15 protein-coding genes, 1 rRNA gene and 1 riboswitch are annotated in these 16,747 nt (G+C 70.5%); of the genes, 4 read left to right on the top strand and 12 right to left on the bottom strand.

Annotated elements, in window-relative coordinates; translation table 11 throughout:
* The first annotated feature begins 46 nt into the window (after positions 1-46).
* The 3 genes from modB to ACWEN3_RS23115 are packed head-to-tail and all read left to right on the top strand — an operon-like array spanning position 47 to position 2,458.
* Positions 47-874 (top strand): molybdate ABC transporter permease subunit, encoded by an 828-nt coding sequence (gene modB / locus ACWEN3_RS23125; protein ID WP_452974115.1) that lies wholly within the window; start codon positions 47-49, stop codon positions 872-874.
* A gap of 50 nt (positions 875-924) precedes the next feature.
* Entirely contained in the window at positions 925-2,010 is a 1,086-nt protein-coding gene (locus tag ACWEN3_RS23120) for an ABC transporter ATP-binding protein (RefSeq protein ID WP_452974109.1), read from the top strand.
* Between the two features lie 28 nt (positions 2,011-2,038).
* Positions 2,039-2,458, top strand: a complete 420-nt coding sequence (locus tag ACWEN3_RS23115; protein WP_452974107.1) for a TOBE domain-containing protein — start codon at positions 2,039-2,041, stop codon at positions 2,456-2,458.
* 54 nt (positions 2,459-2,512) lie between these two features.
* On the opposite strand, the gene gcvP is transcribed toward ACWEN3_RS23115, so the two are convergent.
* A complete protein-coding gene (gcvP, locus tag ACWEN3_RS23110; RefSeq protein ID WP_452974105.1) occupies positions 2,513-5,398 on the bottom strand; it encodes an aminomethyl-transferring glycine dehydrogenase in 2,886 nt (961 codons plus the stop codon).
* Positions 5,399-5,572: 174 nt separating this feature from the next.
* Positions 5,573-5,667: riboswitch (glycine riboswitch) on the bottom strand.
* A gap of 119 nt (positions 5,668-5,786) precedes the next feature.
* Between gcvP and ACWEN3_RS23105 the strand changes: the two genes are divergently transcribed.
* Positions 5,787-6,158, top strand: coding sequence for a PRC-barrel domain-containing protein (locus tag ACWEN3_RS23105; protein ID WP_452974102.1), 372 nt, complete (start codon positions 5,787-5,789; stop codon positions 6,156-6,158).
* Here ACWEN3_RS23105 and ACWEN3_RS23100 read toward each other — a convergent pair.
* The 11 genes from ACWEN3_RS23100 to rrf all read right to left on the bottom strand — a co-directional run.
* Positions 6,080-7,564, bottom strand: coding sequence for a DNA polymerase IV (locus ACWEN3_RS23100; RefSeq protein ID WP_452974099.1), 1,485 nt, complete (start codon positions 7,562-7,564; stop codon positions 6,080-6,082). The two genes, ACWEN3_RS23105 and ACWEN3_RS23100, sit on opposite strands and share 79 nt — an antisense overlap.
* Positions 7,565-7,629: 65 nt before the next feature.
* Entirely contained in the window at positions 7,630-8,274 is a 645-nt protein-coding gene (locus ACWEN3_RS23095) for a MerR family transcriptional regulator (protein ID WP_452974096.1), read from the bottom strand.
* A 319-nt stretch (positions 8,275-8,593) separates the two neighbouring features.
* The gene (locus ACWEN3_RS23090) at positions 8,594-9,067 is read right to left on the bottom strand and encodes a bifunctional nuclease family protein (protein ID WP_026253112.1); all 474 of its coding nucleotides are present in this window, start codon (positions 9,065-9,067) and stop codon (positions 8,594-8,596) included.
* A gap of 85 nt (positions 9,068-9,152) precedes the next feature.
* The gene (gene ftsR, locus ACWEN3_RS23085; protein ID WP_452974092.1) at positions 9,153-9,890 is read right to left on the bottom strand and encodes a transcriptional regulator FtsR; all 738 of its coding nucleotides are present in this window, start codon (positions 9,888-9,890) and stop codon (positions 9,153-9,155) included.
* Between the two features lie 44 nt (positions 9,891-9,934).
* On the bottom strand, positions 9,935-10,765 hold the full coding sequence (locus tag ACWEN3_RS23080; protein ID WP_452974089.1) for an FHA domain-containing protein: 831 nt from the start codon (positions 10,763-10,765) through the stop codon (positions 9,935-9,937).
* A gap of 190 nt (positions 10,766-10,955) precedes the next feature.
* A complete protein-coding gene (locus ACWEN3_RS23075; RefSeq protein ID WP_452974112.1) occupies positions 10,956-11,795 on the bottom strand; it encodes a DUF881 domain-containing protein in 840 nt (279 codons plus the stop codon).
* Between the two features lie 160 nt (positions 11,796-11,955).
* Positions 11,956-12,288 carry a small basic family protein gene (locus ACWEN3_RS23070; protein WP_003988855.1) on the bottom strand — a complete coding sequence of 111 codons (333 nt, stop codon included), beginning with the start codon at positions 12,286-12,288 and terminating at the stop codon, positions 11,956-11,958.
* Positions 12,285-13,133, bottom strand: a complete 849-nt coding sequence (locus ACWEN3_RS23065; protein ID WP_452974085.1) for a DUF881 domain-containing protein — start codon at positions 13,131-13,133, stop codon at positions 12,285-12,287. Before ACWEN3_RS23065 ends, ACWEN3_RS23070 begins: the two co-directional genes overlap by 4 nt.
* A 193-nt stretch (positions 13,134-13,326) precedes the next feature.
* Positions 13,327-15,822 (bottom strand): sugar phosphate nucleotidyltransferase, encoded by a 2,496-nt coding sequence (locus ACWEN3_RS23060; protein ID WP_452974082.1) that lies wholly within the window; start codon positions 15,820-15,822, stop codon positions 13,327-13,329.
* 112 nt (positions 15,823-15,934) lie between these two features.
* Complete coding sequence (locus tag ACWEN3_RS23055; protein ID WP_452974079.1) at positions 15,935-16,543, bottom strand: CDP-alcohol phosphatidyltransferase family protein; 609 nt, start codon at positions 16,541-16,543, stop codon at positions 15,935-15,937.
* Between the two features lie 109 nt (positions 16,544-16,652).
* Positions 16,653-16,747, bottom strand: a 5S ribosomal RNA gene (gene rrf, locus ACWEN3_RS23050); the annotation flags it as partial.

Genomic DNA, 16,747 nt, shown 5'->3' with positions numbered 1-16,747 from the left:
GACGACGGGCCACCGGTCGTCACCCACCACGAGACCTGCGGCCACGATACCCCGCACGGGTCGGCCGCGGCGCCGCCGCGTCGGTACAGGGGGCCGACGCGGGGTGCCGTTGCCGCTGCTGCTGCCGGGCGTGCTGGCCCTGGCGTTCCTGCTGCTGCCGCTGGTCGCGCTGCTGGTCCGCGCGCCCTGGCGCAGCCTGCCGGGCCAGCTGACCAGCGCCGAGGTGTGGCAGGCGCTCCAGCTGTCGCTGGTCAGCGCCACGGCGGCGACGGCCGTGAGCCTGGTGCTGGGCGTGCCGCTGGCCTGGCTGCTGGCCCGCACGGACTTCCCCGGCCGCGGTCTCGTCCGGGCCCTGGTCACCCTGCCGCTCGTCCTCCCGCCGGTCGTCGGCGGTGTGGCCCTCCTCCTCGCCCTGGGCCGCAACGGGGTCATCGGCAAGTGGCTCGACGCCGGGTTCGGGATCACGCTGCCGTTCACCACCACCGGGGTCGTGATCGCGGAGGCGTTCGTCGCGATGCCGTTCCTGGTCATCAGTGTCGAGGGCACCCTGCGCGCCGCCGACCCGCGCTTCGAGGAGGCGGCGACCACGCTCGGCGCCTCCCGCTTCACCGCGTTCCGCCGGGTCACGCTGCCGCTGATCGCGCCCGGCATCGCGGCGGGCGCCGTGCTGGCCTGGGCGCGGGCGCTCGGCGAGTTCGGCGCGACGATCACCTTCGCGGGCAACTTCCCGGGCCGCACCCAGACCATGCCTCTCGCCGTCTACCTCGCCCTGCAGAACGACCCCGAGGCCGCCATCGCGCTGAGCCTGGTCCTGCTGGCCGTGTCGATCGCCGTGCTGGCGGGACTGCGCGACCGGTGGCTGACAGGGGCGTGACCGTGCCGGAAGGATGGAAGAGGACGCTGCCGACGAAGGACCCTGTGCGCATGACCGACATCGAAGCCCCCGAGGCCGGCCTCAAGGTCGCGGGCCGGGAGGGGCTCGACGCCCGGCTCGTCGTGGAGCGGGGCTCGTTCCGGCTGGACGTGACGCTGACGGCGGCGCCCGGAGACGTGGTCGCGCTGCTCGGCCCCAACGGCGCCGGCAAGACCACCGCCCTGCGCGTCCTCGCCGGTCTCGTCCCGCTGACCGACGGCCATCTGCGGCTCGACGGCGCCTCGCTGGAGCGCGTCCCGCCGGAGTCCCGCCCGGTCGGCGTGGTCTTCCAGGACTACCTGCTCTTCCCGCATCTGTCCGCGCTGGACAACGTGGCCTTCGGGCCGCGCTGTCAGGGCGAGGGCAAGGCGGCGGCCCGCGCCCGGGCCGCGGCGTGGCTGGAGCGCATGGGGCTCGCCGAGCACGCGGGCGCCAAGCCCCGCCGCCTGTCCGGCGGCCAGGCACAGCGCGTGGCCCTCGCCCGCGCCCTGGCCACGCGGCCCCGGCTGCTGCTCCTGGACGAGCCGCTCGCCGCCCTGGACGCCCGCACCCGCCTGGAGGTCCGCGCCCAGCTCCGCCGCCACCTCGCCGAGTTCGAGGCGGTCGCCGTCCTCGTCACGCACGACCCGCTGGACGCCATGGTGCTCGCGGACCGGCTGGTGGTCGTGGAGCACGGCCGGGTCGTCCAGGAGGGCACCCCCGCCGACATCGCCCGCCACCCGCGCACCGACTACATCGCCCAGCTGGTCGGCCTCAACCTCTACCGGGGACGGGCCGAGGGCCACACGGTACGGCTCGAGGCCGGGCCCTCCATCACGACCACGGAGGAGCTGTCCGGTCCGGCCTTCGTGGCGTTCCCGCCGTCCGCCGTGACCCTGTTCCGGGACCGGCCCACGGGTGCCAGCGCCCGCAACCTGTGGCGCTGCGAGGTGGCCGGTCTGGAGACGCACGGCGACCAGATCCGCGCCGACCTCATGGGCGAACTCCCCCTCGCCGCCGACCTCACCACGGTCGCCGCCGCGGACCTCGGCCTGCATCCGGGTGCACCGGTCTGGGCGACAGTCAAGGCGACTCAGACACACGCATACCCGGCCTGAGCGGACGGGCGCTCTACGGTGGGTGCCCATGACCCTGAGCATCCGCAACCAGCTCCCCGGCACCGTGACCTCGGTGCAGCCGGGCGAGGCCATGGCCACCGTCAAGCTCCGCCTCGACGGCGGGCAGGAACTCACTGCGGCCATCACCCTGGAGGCCGCCGAGGACCTCGCCCTCGCCCCCGGTTCGCCCGTCCGCGCCCTCGTGAAGTCGACCGAGGTCTCCCTCGCCACCCAGCGGGTCACGGGCCTGTCGATCCGCAACCAGCTCGCCGGCACGGTCACCGGTCTCACGACCGGCGCCGCCATGGCCTCCGTGAAGATCACCGTCGACGGCGGCCGGCTGACCGCGGCGATCACCAAGGACGCCGCCACCGACCTGGGCCTCTTCGTCGGCTCCGACGTGGTCGCCCTCATCAAGGCGACCGAGGTGGCCCTGGAGACGGCGTGAACACGGGCGAGGGCCCCGCCCGGAAACCGGACGGGGCCCTCGGCCACGGCTCGCTCAGTCCTCGTAGGCGTCCAGCGGCGGGCAGGAGCAGACGAGATTGCGGTCGCCGAAGGCCTGGTCGATACGGCGCACCGGCGGCCAGTACTTGTCGGCCGTCGAGACGCCGGCCGGGAAGACGGCCTCCTGGCGGCTGTAGGCGTGCGTCCACTCACCGCCGACCGCGGCCGCGGTGTGCGGCGCGTTGCCCAGCGGGTTGTCCTCCGCCGGCCACTCGCCCGAACCGACCTTCTCGATCTCCGCGCGGATGGCGATCATCGCGTCGCAGAACCGGTCCAGCTCGATGAGGTCCTCCGACTCGGTCGGCTCGATCATCAGCGTGCCGGCCACCGGGAAGGACATGGTGGGCGCGTGGAAGCCGTAGTCGATCAGGCGCTTGGCCACGTCGTCCACGCTCACGCCGGTCGCCTTGGTCAGCGGGCGCAGGTCGATGATGCACTCGTGCGCGACCAGACCGCCGGGGCCGGTGTAGAGCACCGGGAAGTGCGGCTCCAGGCGCTTGGCGATGTAGTTCGCCGAGAGCACGGCCACCTGCGTGGCCCGCTTCAGGCCCTCGCCGCCCATCAGGCGGACGTACGCCCAGGAGATCGGCAGGATGCCCGCGGAACCGAACGGCGCCGCCGAGATCGGGCCGACGCCCGTCTCCGGGCCTGCCGCCGGCTGCAGCGGGTGGTTCGGCAGGTACGGCGCCAGGTGCGAGCGGACCGCGACCGGGCCGACGCCGGGGCCACCGCCGCCGTGCGGGATGCAGAACGTCTTGTGCAGGTTCAGGTGGGAGACGTCACCGCCGAAGTGGCCCGGCTTGGCGAGGCCGACCAGCGCGTTGAGGTTCGCGCCGTCGACGTACACCTGACCGCCGGCCTCGTGCACCTGCGCGCAGATGCCGGCGACGTGCTCCTCGAACACACCGTGCGTGGACGGGTAGGTGATCATCAGCACGGCCAGCTCGTCGCGGTGCTTCTCGATCTTCGCCCGCAGGTCCTCGACGTCGATCTCGCCGTCCTCGGCGGTCCTGACGACGACGACCTTCATGCCGGCCATCACGGCGCTGGCGGCGTTGGTGCCGTGCGCGGAGGACGGGATGAGGCAGATGGTGCGCTGCTCGTCGCCGTTGGCGCGGTGGTAGCCGCGGACCGCGAGCAGACCGGCCAGCTCGCCCTGCGAACCGGCGTTCGGCTGGAGCGAGACCTTGTCGTACCCGGTGACCTCGGCGAGCCGGTCCTCCAGCTCACGGATGAGCGTGAGGTAGCCCTCGACCTGCTCGGCGGGCGCGAAGGGGTGCAGCTGGCCGAACTCGGGCCAGGTGACCGGCTCCATCTCGGTGGTCGCGTTGAGCTTCATGGTGCAGGAGCCCAGCGGGATCATGCCGCGGTCGAGCGCGTAGTCGCGGTCGGACAGCCTGCGCAGGTAGCGCAGCATCGCGGTCTCGGAGCGGTGCTCGTGGAAGACCGGGTGGGTCAGGTAGGCGTCGGAGCGCAGCAGCGCCTCGGGCAGGGTGTCCGCGGCGGTCTCGTCCAGCGCCTCGATGTCGCCCTCGACGCCGAAGGCGGACCAGACGGCGGCCAGCTGCGCCCGCGTGGTGGTCTCGTCGCAGGCCAGGGAGACGTGGTCGGCGTCGACCGGGCGGAGGTTGACCCCGTTGTCCCGGGCGGCGGCGACGACCTCGGCGGCCCTGCCGGGCACGCGCGCGGTGAGGGTGTCGAAGTAGGCGCCGTGGACGATCTCGACACCGCCGGCCCTCAGGCCCTCGGCGAGGAGCGTGGCGTAGCGGTGGGTGCGGTGGGCGATCGTCCGCAGCCCCTCGGGGCCGTGGTAGACCGCGTACATGCCAGCCATCACGGCGAGCAGCACCTGGGCGGTGCAGATGTTGCTGGTGGCCTTCTCACGGCGGATGTGCTGCTCACGGGTCTGCAGCGCGAGCCGGTAGGCCTTGTGGCCGTCGGCGTCGACGGACACGCCGACCAGGCGGCCGGGGAGGCTGCGCGCGAACTTCTCGTGCACGGCCATGTAGCCCGCGTGCGGTCCGCCGAAGCCCATCGGGACGCCGAAGCGCTGGGTGGTGCCGATGGCGATGTCCGCGCCCAGCTCGCCGGGCGAGGTCAGCAGGGTCAGCGCGAGCAGGTCTGCGGCCACGGTGACGAGCGCGCCCAGCTCGTGCGCCTGCTCGACGACCGGCTTGATGTCGCGTACGGCGCCCGAGGCACCCGGGTACTGGATCAGCACGCCGTTGATCTCACGCGCGGCGATGTCGGCCGGGATGCCGTCGCTGAGGTCGGCGACGACGACCTCGACACCGGTCGGCTCGGCACGCGTCTCGATGACGGCGATCGTCTGCGGCAGCGCGTCCGCGTCGATCAGGAACAGGCCCTTCTTGTTCCTGCCCATGCGCCGGGACAGCGCCATGGCCTCGGCGGCGGCCGTGCCCTCGTCCAGCAGAGAGGCGCCGGAGGTGGGCAGGCCCGTCAGGTCGGCGACCACGGTCTGGAAGTTCAGCAGGGCCTCCAGCCGGCCCTGGGAGATCTCCGGCTGGTACGGCGTGTACGCCGTGTACCAGGCCGGGTTCTCCATGACGTTGCGCAGGATGACGGGCGGGGTGAAGGTGCCGTAGTAGCCGAGGCCGATCATGGAGCCGAGGACCTGGTTGCGGTCGGCGAGCGAGCGCAGCTCGGCGAGCACCTCGGCCTCGGTGCGGGCGCCCGGCAGGTCCAGGGCGTCGGCGTTCTTGATCACATCCGGGACCGCGGCGGCGGTCAGCTCGTCGAGGGAGCCGTAGCCGACCGACGCGAGCATCTTGGCCCGCGCCTCCTGGTCGGGCCCGATGTGGCGCTGCTCGAAGGGGATGCCCGATTCGAGCTCGGAGAGCGGAATGCGGTGGGCGGTCATTGCGGAGGCCTCCTGGTCTGACGCGACCTTCGAGGGGCACCACGGCGCGGGTACCCCGACGGCCTCCCCCTCTGTCATCTCAACCTGAGAGCTTCACCGGGCGCCCGAGGACGCCGGCTTTCACCGTCGGTGAGAGCGGACGCCGTCGACACCCGCCCTGCTTTCCAGAGTGACCTCGTCCGTGCGGTACGTGAGCCTGAGAGATTCCGGGGAGGATTTGCTCCTTCGGCGCCTCCGAGGTGGTCGGAGGACTCTCCCGCACGGGATCAGCAGCCGCTGTCAGCCTACCAGCGAGGTCAACGCGGGAGCCCTCGAGTGGCCGCCTCACTGAATGTGCTCTTTTGTAGTGCTTACGGATGAGTTGCGACCAAGTGGAGGGAGAGGGACCGTGCAGACCGACATCGATCCGCGCAACCTGATCGGCCGCAAGGCGTTCGACCGCAATGGCACCAAGATCGGCACCATCGACGAGGTGTATCTCGACGACGCCACCGGCGTGCCCGAATGGGCGGCCATACGCACCGGCCTGTTCTCCCGGGACGCGTTCGTCCCCCTGGAGCCCAGCGAACTCGTCGAGGGCACCCTCCACGTCCCGTTCGAGCGCGCCCTGATCAGGGACGCCCCCGACTTCGGCGTGGGCCGCCACCTCTCCCCCGAGCAGGAACTCCAGCTCTACCACCACTACGGCCTCGATGTGGGCGCGCCCCCTTCCGTACCGGACCACGACTTCGGCAAGCTGGCGGGCTCGGAGGAGGCCTGAGCTCTCTGTGCGGCCCGGGACGCAGTCCCGGGCCCGTCACCGTCCGACGGAGCGAGAGCGGCGGGCGGTCGGGAAGGAATCGCGACCAGCGGCAAGGGATCGGCGGACTCCAGCGCCGGATCGTCGACGGAGAAGGTCCGCACCCGCCCAGGAGAGGACTGCGGCGTCTCGAACCGCACCGTGACCCGCCCCAGCCCGCTGCCCTGCACCCAGCCGGGTCCGTGCTCCGTGTGACGTACGTCCTGCCCCGCGCGCCACTGCCGTTCCACCGGCTCCGGGGGCTCCGTGACGGCCTCGGTCACGGCCTCCTGCGGTGTCTCGGCCGCGGGTGAGGGCATCGCCTGTGCGAACAGGTCCTCCTGTGTGTAGTCGGCGAGCCCGGAGACGCCCACGCCCAGCAGCCGCACCCCGCCCGTGGTGTCCACCGAGTCCAGCAGCCGGGCCGCCGCCTCCCGGACCACCGCCGGGTCGTCCGTCGGGCCTCTGAGCGTCTCGGAGCGGGTCAGGGTCGAGAAGTCGTAGCGCCGCACCTTCAGCACGATGGTCCGCCCGGACAGCCCGGCGCCGCGCAGCCGCCGCACGCACCGGTCGGCGAGCCGCTGCACCTCCAGCCCGATCCGCAGCCGGTCGTGGATGTCCACGTCGTAGGTGTCCTCGACCGACACCGACTTCGCCTCGCGCTCGGCCACCACGGGCCGGTCGTCGCGGGCCAGGGCCATCGCGTACAGCGCCTGCCCGTGCGCCTTGCCGAGCAGCCGTACGAGTTCGTCCTCGCCCGCCTCGGCCAGTTCCTCGACCGTGGTGATCCCGGCCCGCCGCAGATGGTCGCCGGTGGCCGGCCCCACCCCCGGCAGGGTGCGCACCGTCATCGGCCCCAGCAGCGCCCGCTCCGTCCCCGGCTCGATGAGCACCAGCCCGTCCGGCTTCGCCTGCTCGGACGCGATCTTGGCGAGCATCTTGGAGGCGGCGAGCCCCACCGAACCGGTCAGGCCCGTGACCGCGCGGATGTCCGCGCGCAGCCTGGTACCCGTCAGCTGCGCCGACTCCGCGTCCCAGGCGGTCCCGCCGGCCTCCAGGTCCACGAACGCCTCGTCCAGGCTGAGCGGCTCCACCAGCGGCGACAGCTCCCGCAGCAGCGCCATCACCTGCTCGCTGATCGACCGGTACAGGGTGAAGCGTGGCACGAGATACGCGGCGTTCGGCGCCAGCCTGCGGGCCTGGGCCATGGGCATCGCCGAGTGCACCCCGAAGACCCGTGCCTCGTACGACGCGGTGGCCACCACACCGCGCGGCCCGAGCCCGCCCACGACGACCGCCTTCCCGCGCAGACTCGGCTTGGATGCCTGCTCCACCGAGGCGTAGAAGGCATCCATGTCGAGATGCAGGATCGTGGGCGCGTTTCTCACATGTCCGATGCTGCACCACGCCACTGACAACGCGGTGGCACCGGAGCGCCTGGTGAGCCGCGCTGTCAGACCGCCCGGTTGCGGCGCCGCGCCAGCTCGTCCGCGGGGTTGGGACCCACGAGGGTCTCGCCCGTGTCGACGCGCTCGCCGTGCAGCTGGGACAGGGCGTTCTCCACGTCCCGCCACACCACGCCGACGGCGATCCCGAAGATGCCCTGACCGCCCTGGAGCAGGGCGTGGACCTCGTCGGGCGAGGTGCACTCGTACACGGTGGCACCGTCGCTCATCAGCGTCATGCGCTCCAGGTCGCGAAAACCGCGCTCTCTGAGGTGCTGGACGGTCGTGCGGATGTTCTGGAGCGAGACCCCGGTGTCCAGGAACCGCTTGACGATCTTCAGGACGACGACGTCCCGGAAGCTGTACAAGCGCTGGGTGCCCGACCCGTAGGCGGGCCGCACACTCGGCTCCACCAGGCCGGTGCGGGCCCAGTAGTCGAGCTGCCGGTACGTGATGCCGGCCGCCGCGCAGGCCGTGGGCCCCCGGTAGCCGATCTCTTCGGACGTCATGGACGCCGCCCCTCCGCCGTTCGGCACAGCCGTCGGCCGCTGCGGAGCGTGATCCACCGCGCTGCTGTGAACCGGGTACGGACCGCTCTCCCCGAAACCGCGCACGGGAGCACCCCCAGCCGTACCGTCGCCGCTGGTTCTCACGCCGACCTCCGTCCTTGACCTGCCTTCTCGACGGTAGGCAGTCACCAGGGGTGCGTCAACGATCGCCACACTCGGCACGCCGAGTGATAATCACCCAAGGAGTGGTTTCCCGTGTCCCACCGCGGGGAAAGGCTAGCCGAATGCGCTTGCGGAGAGCCTTGAGACGCTCTCAATGGCCGGTGGCAATTGCCCGCGGAACCGGATGCGCACAGCCCACCGGCGAGCCCTGGAAGGCCCGGTCCGGCGGGTCGGCGTGTCTCTCACCGGCGGCCGGGCCGCCCGGGCTCACCGGCCGCTGGTGCTCATCGTCTGTCGGTGCTCACTGGCTGCTGGTGCCGAAGTCCTCGGGCGAGATCTGGTCGAGGAACTCGCGGAACTTCTCCACCTCGTCCTCCTGCTCGTCCGGAATGGCGATGCCCGCGTCGTCCAGCACCGTGTCGCTGCCGTAGATCGGCGTTCCGGTGCGCAGAGCCAGCGCTATGGCATCGGAGGGGCGGGCGCTGACCTCGACGCCGCTGGCGAAGACCAGCTCGGCGTAGAAGACGCCTTCCCGCAGGTCGGTGATGCGTACTTCGGTCAGCTCCTGACCGACAGCCTCCAGCACGTCCTTGAACAGGTCGTGGGTCAGCGGCCTGGCGGGAGCCATGCCCTGCTGGGCGAAAGCGATCGCCGTCGCCTCCCCCGGCCCGATCCAGATGGGGAGATAACGGTCGCCCCCCACTTCGCGCAGGAGCACGATCGGTTGGTTGGAGGGCATTTCGACCCGGACACCTACGACATCGAGCTCGTTCACACAGCAACCCTAGGCCGTGCTCGGGATGTTTGGGTAGTCGGGCCGGGAACAGGTGCCCGATCCGGCCGCCGGGAGGCGCCGCGGGTCAGGGAAGCCGTACTCCGAGAGCGGTCTTCACCATGGCCGCGTGCAGCTTCACGGTGAGCGCCGCCAGCTCCTTCGTCCGGGCCTCGGCATGCGCCCGGGTCTGCGGGTTCCGGTGGCGCTTGAGCGGCGCCACCACCTGGTCGACCAGCCCGGCCTCACGCTCGGCGGCCGCCTTCATCACCCGCAGGTGGCGCGGCTCGATCCCGAAACGCCCCAGCTCGGCGACGAGCGAGGCCACGGTGACGGCCTCGGCGTCGTAGGCCCCGTCCGCCAGCGGAGCGATGAGCCCGTAGGACTCCCACTCCTTCAGCTCGCCCTCGTCGATGTCCGCGGCCGCGAGCAGCTCGGCCCTGCCGACCCGGGCCACCGTGCGGCCCTCCTGCGGCTCCGGAGCGTCGTCCCCGGAGCGCTGGCGGCCCACCGCGGGCAGCTGCACGGCCTCGCCCCGCTCCATGGCGTCCAGGTGCTCGCGGATCACCTTGAGCGGCAGATAGTGGTCCCGCTGCATTCTCAGCACATGTCCGAGACGCTCGACGTCACCGGCGCTGAACTTGCGGTATCCCGAGGGGGTCCGCAGCGGCTCGACGAGCCCCTCCGACTCCAGGAAGCGGATCTTGGAGATGGTGACCTCGGGGAACTCGTCACGCAGCGCGTTCAGCACCGCGCCGATGCTCATCAGCCCACTGTCCGTGGCGGCGGTACCGCTTCCGGCACCGCCGCTCGGTGTTTGAAGCATGGACCTTCCCTGTGGGGTCCCCCCGGACCGGGTCCGGGGGTCGGTCAGATGCCCTGCCGGCTCGCGTAGAACACCAGCCGGTACTTGCCGATCTGCACCTCGTCACCGTTCTGCAGGGCGACCTGGTCGATCCGCTCGCGGTTGACGTAGGTGCCGTTCAGGCTGCCCACGTCGGCCACGGTGAACGAGCCGTCCGGGGAGCGGCGGAACTCCACATGGCGACGCGAGACCGTCACGTCGTCCAGGAAGATGTCGCTCTGCGGGTGACGGCCGGCCGTCGTCAGGTCGCTGTCCAGCAGGAAGCGGCTGCCCGAGTTCGGGCCCCGGCGCACCACCAGCAGGGCCGAGCCCAGCGGCAGCGCGTCCACCGCGGCCTGCGCCTCCGGCGACAGCATCGGCGCCGCCGTCTGGCCGGTCACCTCTGCGTCGTAGGCCTCGATGCCGGAGATCGAGATCGTGGACGTCGTTTCGGAGGCGCGCTCGGGCGCCACTCCGGCGCGCAGCGGCGCACCGCAGTTGGAACAGAAGCGGGCGTTCTCCGCGTTGCGGTTACCGCACCTCGTACATACCAGGAGCGACATCGACGGATCCTCCTGCCGCGGCTGCCCCGCCGGGGCGTTGGACGCGTACGGGTCCGGAGCAAACCCTCCACCCGTACCTGAGGTTGACGGTTGCCCGAAACCTATGCCGCCGGACTGGGCAGGGTCAACTGACGGCGCGCCCTGACCTCCCGAAATGTCGCCGCCCGGACCAGCCACCTGGTCCCGGAACAGCGGGCGCCGGCCCTCCGCGTCAGGCTGTGCGCGATGACGGGCGGTGGCGTTGTCGCTGCCCTCTCGCGCGCTCTTGCCGAACAACTTCGCAAACAACTTCACGGGCGATTCCCCTTGACCGAAACAGACCCGCCCGTGGGGCAGGACGAACCCTGATTGCCTACACCGGACGACCCGGACATCCTCACAACGTCCGTGCCCACCGGACAGTTTCCACCACGCACCACCCCAACGGTGCGCCGACCCCCCGCAACCTCATGCCCCTGCGGGACGTCCGCCATGCACCGCCGGTTCACTGGGAGGACGACCGAGCGTAGTCAGGCCGCTTCGCCTGTCGCAAGGCATCCACGACGATCTTGTCCGACTGCTCGACGGTCACCGTGGCCTGCTCCTTCTCCAGAGTCTGCACCACGCCTCCCGGAATGTTCAGCGCCGGCTCGAGGTCCTGCGGCTTGCCGATGACCTTGAAACGATAGGGGGCGTTGATCTTGTTCCCGTCCACGCTCACGCTCTTGCCCGAGTCCGTGAAGTATGTGTTCGCCACCACACGCACGCCGTTGACCTGGATCGCCTCCGCACCCGCCGCGCGCAGCTCCTGGATCGAATCGAGCAGCATGTCCGCCTGGACCGTCCCCTTCGTGTCCTCGATCGTCATGGTGATGCCGGGACCCTGCGCCGCCACGGTGCCCGCCAGAATGCCGAGTTGCCTCTCCTTCTCGGCGGTCTGTCGGCGTGCCTCCGCGGCCTGGTCGGAGCTGCTCTGCAGCTCCGACCGCTGCTTTTCGAGTCCCTGCTTCTCGTCCTCAAGACGCTGAGTACGCGAATCCAGTTCATCGAGGATGCGAACAAGATCCTCCTGGCGGGCGCCGCGCAGTGCGCTGCCGCTGTCGCTGTTCGACGCCACCTGCACGGCCAGGCCGAAACCCAGGCCGAACAGCAGCAGGGCGACTATGAGTTGGGCGCGGGTCACCCGCGGCGGCCACAGGCCCTTGACGAGCCGCTGCCGACCGGTCTGCGATTCCTGCGCCTGCTCCTCGGCCGACTGCCCTGCCCCGGGGACCGGAGCCGGGACCTCGGCCGGCAGCTCCTTGCGAAGCCGGTTCTCCGGCTGCGCCTGCCCGGGCCGGCCGATCTGCCCGTCCCGGCGGACCTGGTCGCGCTCACCGCTCCGGTCGCCCAGGCCGTTCTGGTCGCTCCGGCCGGTCCGGTCCTCCGGGCCGTTCCCGTCGTTCCCGATGGGCCGCTCGTTCCGGTCGGGCTGATCGTTCCGCTTGCTCTGCTCGTTCATCGCCTCACGCCCGGAACACGTGCCGCCGGATCGCCGCGGCGTTGGAGAAGATGCGGATGCCGAGGACGACCACGACACCCGTGGACAGCTGCGCTCCCACGCCCAACTTGTCGCCCAGGAACACGATCAGGGCGGCCACGACCACGTTCGACAGGAACGACACCACGAACACCTTGTCGTCGAAGATTCCGTCGAGCATGGCCCGCAGACCACCGAAGACGGCGTCCAGCGCCGCGACGACGGCGATCGGCAGATAAGGCTCGACGACCGCCGGAACCTCGGGCCGGACCAACAGGCCGGCCACGACTCCCACGACGAGGCCCAGTACGGCGATCACGATGTGCCCTTCTCAGTCTTGTCGGCGTTCGGCTGTGCTGTGCGTACGATCACACTCGGTGCGGCGGGCAACCGGACGTCGCCCTGCGTGGAGATGGTGGCGCGGATACCGTAGTTCTGCTCCAGAGCGTGCAGATACAGCCCGTCCGCGCTGTTCTGGAAACTGGTGCTCAACCTTTCCGCGTCCCCCACAGCCAGCACCGTGTACGGCGGCACCAGCGGTCTGTTGTCGACCAGTATCGCGTCACCCGCGGCCCTGATCGCGGACAGGGCCGTCAGCCGCTGCCCGTTGACGGAGATCGCCTCGGCCCCCGAGGCCCACAGCCCGTTGACCACCCGCTGCATGTCACGGTCACGCACCCGGCCGGTGTCGGAGAACCCCGACGTCTCCCGCGGATTGGTCCCGTCCCCGCCGGTGCTGGCCTCCTTGGCGTCGTTCACGACCAGCTTGACGCCCGGTCCGTGCACCTCGGTGGCGCCCGACAGCATGCCCACCAGGTCCGCCTCCGCGCTGCCGCCGCTGGATCTCAGCGCGGCGCGCTGGCGCGCGCTGACGTCGGCGCGCAGCTTGTCGACGGTGCCCTGGAGCTTGTCCGCGCTCACGTTCTCGCTGTCGACGCGGTCGATCAGCTGCTGGCGCTCCTTGGCCACCACGGGCGCCGCCACATGCGCCTGCGCCGCCCCGACGGTCACGACGAGCGCCGCGAGGACGAGACCGGACGCGAGGCCCAGCTTCGCCCTCAGCGTCTTCGGCAGACCGCCCTCGCCCTGCGACTTCCTCCGGGCGGCGGCCTCGGCGTACCCGTCGTCGAGGCTGTGGTCCATGACGTTGGTGATCAACGACATGGAGGCGTCCGGGCGCTGCGGCCGCGTGGGGCTGCTCCGAACGGGGGGTTGCTGCGGCATGCCGCACATAGTCGCATGTCGCGCGCGGTTACTCCGAACGGCCCCACCGGCGTGCCGGACAGGCCCCCCTTGAGGACACTTGTCCGGCACGCGCGCGTGCAGCGGTTCTCGAGGCCCCGCGACCGGCCCGGTGCTACCGCCCGGCGCTGTCCACGACGGCCGACCACTCGTCCAGCAGGGCCTGCGCGGACGCGTCGTCGGGTCCCTCCGCCCACAGATGGGTGACCGCCTCGGCCGGGTCGGGCAGCACCATCACCCAGCGCCCGTCGGTCTCGACGACCCGCACACCGTCGGTCGTGTCGACGGATCGATCGCCCGCCGCCTCGACCACCCGGCGCATCACCAGGCCCTTGACGGCCCACGGCGTGGCCAGGTCCCGCTTGAGGACGTGCGCCCGCGGGATCCGCGCGTCGATCTGGCTCAGCGTGAGCTGCGTGCGCGCCACCAGGCCGATCAGCCGTACGAAGGCGGCCGTGCCGTCGTACACGCTGCTGAACTCGGGGACGATGAACCCGCCCTTGCCGTCACCGCCGAAGATGGTGCCTTCCTCGCCGCCGACGCGCGTGAGGTCGTCGGGCGAGGTCGTGGTCCACTCGACCTGGGTGCCGTGATAGGCGGCCACCTGCTCGGCGATCCGGGTCGTGGTGACGGGCAGCGCCACCCGGCCGCTGCGCCGTTCCGCGGCCACCAGGTCAAGCAGCACCAGCAGCGCCCGGTCGTCCTCGATGATCCGGCCCTTCTCGTCCACGAGCGACAGCCGCTCGCCGACGGGGTCGAACCGCACGCCGAAGGCGGCACCGGAGGACGCGACGATCTCGCCGAGCCGCACCAGCCCGCTCCGTCGCACCTCGGCCGTCTCGGTGGGCCTGGACTCGTCGAGACCGGGGTTGATGGTCAGCGAGTCCACACCGAGCTTGCCCAGCAGGCTGGGCAGCACCAGGCCGGCACTGCCGTTGGAGGCGTCGACGACGACCTTCATGCCGGACTCGGCGATCCCGGTCGTGTCGACGTTCCGCAGCAGCGATCCGGTGTACGAGTCGAAGACGCTCGCCGGGAAGTACAGGTCGCCGATCTCGCCCGGGAACGCCCGGCGGTACTCCTGCCGCGCGAACACCCGATCGAGCTTCCGCTGGCTGCCCTGCGAGAGGTCCGCGCCCTGCCCGTCGAAGAACATGATGTCGACCGAGTCCGGGACACCGGGCGAGGTACGGATCATGATGCCGCCTGCGCTGCCCCGCGCGGTCTGCTGCCGGGCCACGGGCAGCGGCACGTTCTCCAGGTCCCGCACGTCGATGGCGCTCGCCTGGAGCGCGGAGATGACCGCCCGCTTGAGCGCTCGGGCGCCTCGGGAGTGGTCACGGGCGGTGGTGACCGTGGAGCCCTTCTTGAGGGTGGTCGCGTAGGCGCCGGCGAGCCGCACCGCCAGCTCGGGAGTGATCTCCACGTTCAGGATGCCGGTCACCCCGCGGGCGCCGAACAGATGCGCCTGGCCCCTGGACTCCCAGATGACCGAGGTGTTGACGAAGGCGCCCGCCTCGATCGTCTTGAACGGATAGACGCGGACATTGCCCTGCACGATCGATTCTTCACCGATCAGGCACTCGTCACCGATGACCGCGCCGTCCTCGATCCGGGCGGCCCGCATGATGTCGGTGTTCTTGCCGACGACACAGCCACGGAGATTGCTGTGCTGCCCGACGTACACGTTGTCGTGCACGACAGCCTTGTGCAGGAAGGCACCGCTCTTGACGACGACGTTCGAGCCGACGACGGTGTGTTCGCGGATCTCCGCGCCGGCCTCGACCTTCGCGTAGTCCCCGATGTACAGCGGACCGCGCAGCACGGCGTCGGGATGCACCTCGGCGCCCTCCGCGACCCACACCCCCGGGGAGATCTCGAAGCCGTCGATGTCGACGTTGACCTTGCCCTCGAGAACGTCCGCCTGAGCCTTCACATAGCTCTCGTGCGTGCCGACGTCCTCCCAGTAGCCCTCGGCCACATATCCGTAAATCGGCTTGCCTTCCTTCATCAGCTGAGGGAAGACATCGCCGGACCAGTCCACCGGAACGTCGGCTTCGACGTAGTTGAAGACCTCGGGCTCCATGACATAGATGCCCGTGTTCACCGTGTCGGAGAAGACCTGACCCCAGGTGGGCTTCTCCAGGAAGCGCTCGACCTTGCCTTCCTCGTCGACGATCGTGATGCCGAACTCCAGCGGATTGGGCACCCGGGTCAGGCAGACCGTGACCAGCGCGCCCTTTTCCTTGTGGAAGTTGATCAGCTCCGTGAGGTCGAAGTCGGTCAGGGCATCACCGGAGATGACGAGGAAGGCATCGTCTTTCAACGCCTCTTCGGCGTTCTTGACGCTTCCGGCGGTACCGAGTGGCTTCTCCTCATTGGCATAGGTGAGCTCCATTCCGAGCTCCTCGCCGTCACCGAAGTAGTTCTTGACGAGCGATGCCAGGAACTGCACGGTGACCACGGTCTCGGTGAGCCCGTGCCTTTTGAGCAGCCGTAGCACATGCTCCATGATCGGGCGGTTAGCCACGGGCAGGAGCGGCTTGGGCATGCTAGAGGTCATGGGGCGCAGGCGAGTGCCTTCGCCCCCGGCCATCACGACGGCCTTCATGTCGGAAGCGTCCTCCTCCAAGAGACGACGGTCTAGCCGACTTCACCCGTCCAGATTGTCCCGCACTTTTCCACCGCGGGCCATCGAGGCGCTACGTCAGGACAACCGGAGCTCAATCGGCCGTGGCGTCCGCGCGCACCAAACGGCGGACTTGTACCACGTAGAGCACTCCTGCCCACCAGTAGAGCGTTGTACCCCATCCAGCGAACGCCCATCCGAAAATGGCAGCGAGTGACGCGATCCAACCATGCCCGTCGCTGAGGAGCAGGAGCGGGAAGGCGTACATCAGGTTGAAGGTGGCGGCCTTACCGAGGAAGTTCACCTGGGGCGGCGGATAGCCGTGCCGGCGGAGGATGCCCACCATCACCAGGAGCATCAGCTCCCTGGCGAGCAGGAGGGCGGTCAGCCAGACCGGGAGGATCTCCCGCCAGGTGAGACCGACGAGCGTGGAAAGCACGTACAGGCGGTCGGCGGCGGGGTCCAGGAGCCGGCCGAGGTTGCTGATCTGATTCCACCGCCGGGCGAGCTTGCCGTCCAGGTAGTCGCTGATCCCGCTGAAAGCCAGCACGAGGAGAGCCCAGCCATCGCTCTTGGGGCCCCCGAACTCCGGCCTGAGGATCAACCACAGGAACACGGGTACGCCTACGAGCCTCGCCATGCTGAGGATGTTGGGGATGGTGAGGACCCGGTCCGTCTGGACACGGGTCTCCTGGACCTCCACCCGGGGGCCTCCTGTGGGAAACGAGCGAACGATGCTCCCTGACCTTACCTCAACGTAAAAAAGCTCCGGCTCTCGGGCGGTGAGCCCAAGAGCCGGAGCTGTAAAAGGAGTTCGGCGGTGTCCTACTCTCCCACAGGGTCCCCCCTGCAGTACCATCGGCGCTGTGAGGCTTAGCTTCCGGGTTCGGAATGTAACCGGGCGTTT

Source organism: Streptomyces sp. NPDC004561 (assembly GCF_053602155.1).
This window is presented reverse-complemented; position numbering and strand designations above follow the sequence as displayed.

What these genes read in the sequence shown, in the direction of transcription:
- ACWEN3_RS23120 (WP_452974109.1), top strand. Translation starts at nt 925, where the DNA reads ATGACCGACATCGAAGCCCCCGAGGCCGGCCTCAAGGTCGCGGGCCGG.
- ACWEN3_RS23115 (WP_452974107.1), top strand. Translation starts at nt 2,039, where the DNA reads ATGACCCTGAGCATCCGCAACCAGCTCCCCGGCACCGTGACCTCGGTG.
- gcvP (WP_452974105.1), bottom strand. Translation starts at nt 5,398, where the DNA reads ATGACCGCCCACCGCATTCCGCTCTCCGAGCTCGAATCGGGCATCCCC.
- ftsR (WP_452974092.1), bottom strand. Translation starts at nt 9,890, where the DNA reads ATGCTTCAAACACCGAGCGGCGGTGCCGGAAGCGGTACCGCCGCCACG.
- ACWEN3_RS23065 (WP_452974085.1), bottom strand. Translation starts at nt 13,133, where the DNA reads ATGTCGTTGATCACCAACGTCATGGACCACAGCCTCGACGACGGGTAC.
- ACWEN3_RS23060 (WP_452974082.1), bottom strand. Translation starts at nt 15,822, where the DNA reads ATGAAGGCCGTCGTGATGGCCGGGGGCGAAGGCACTCGCCTGCGCCCC.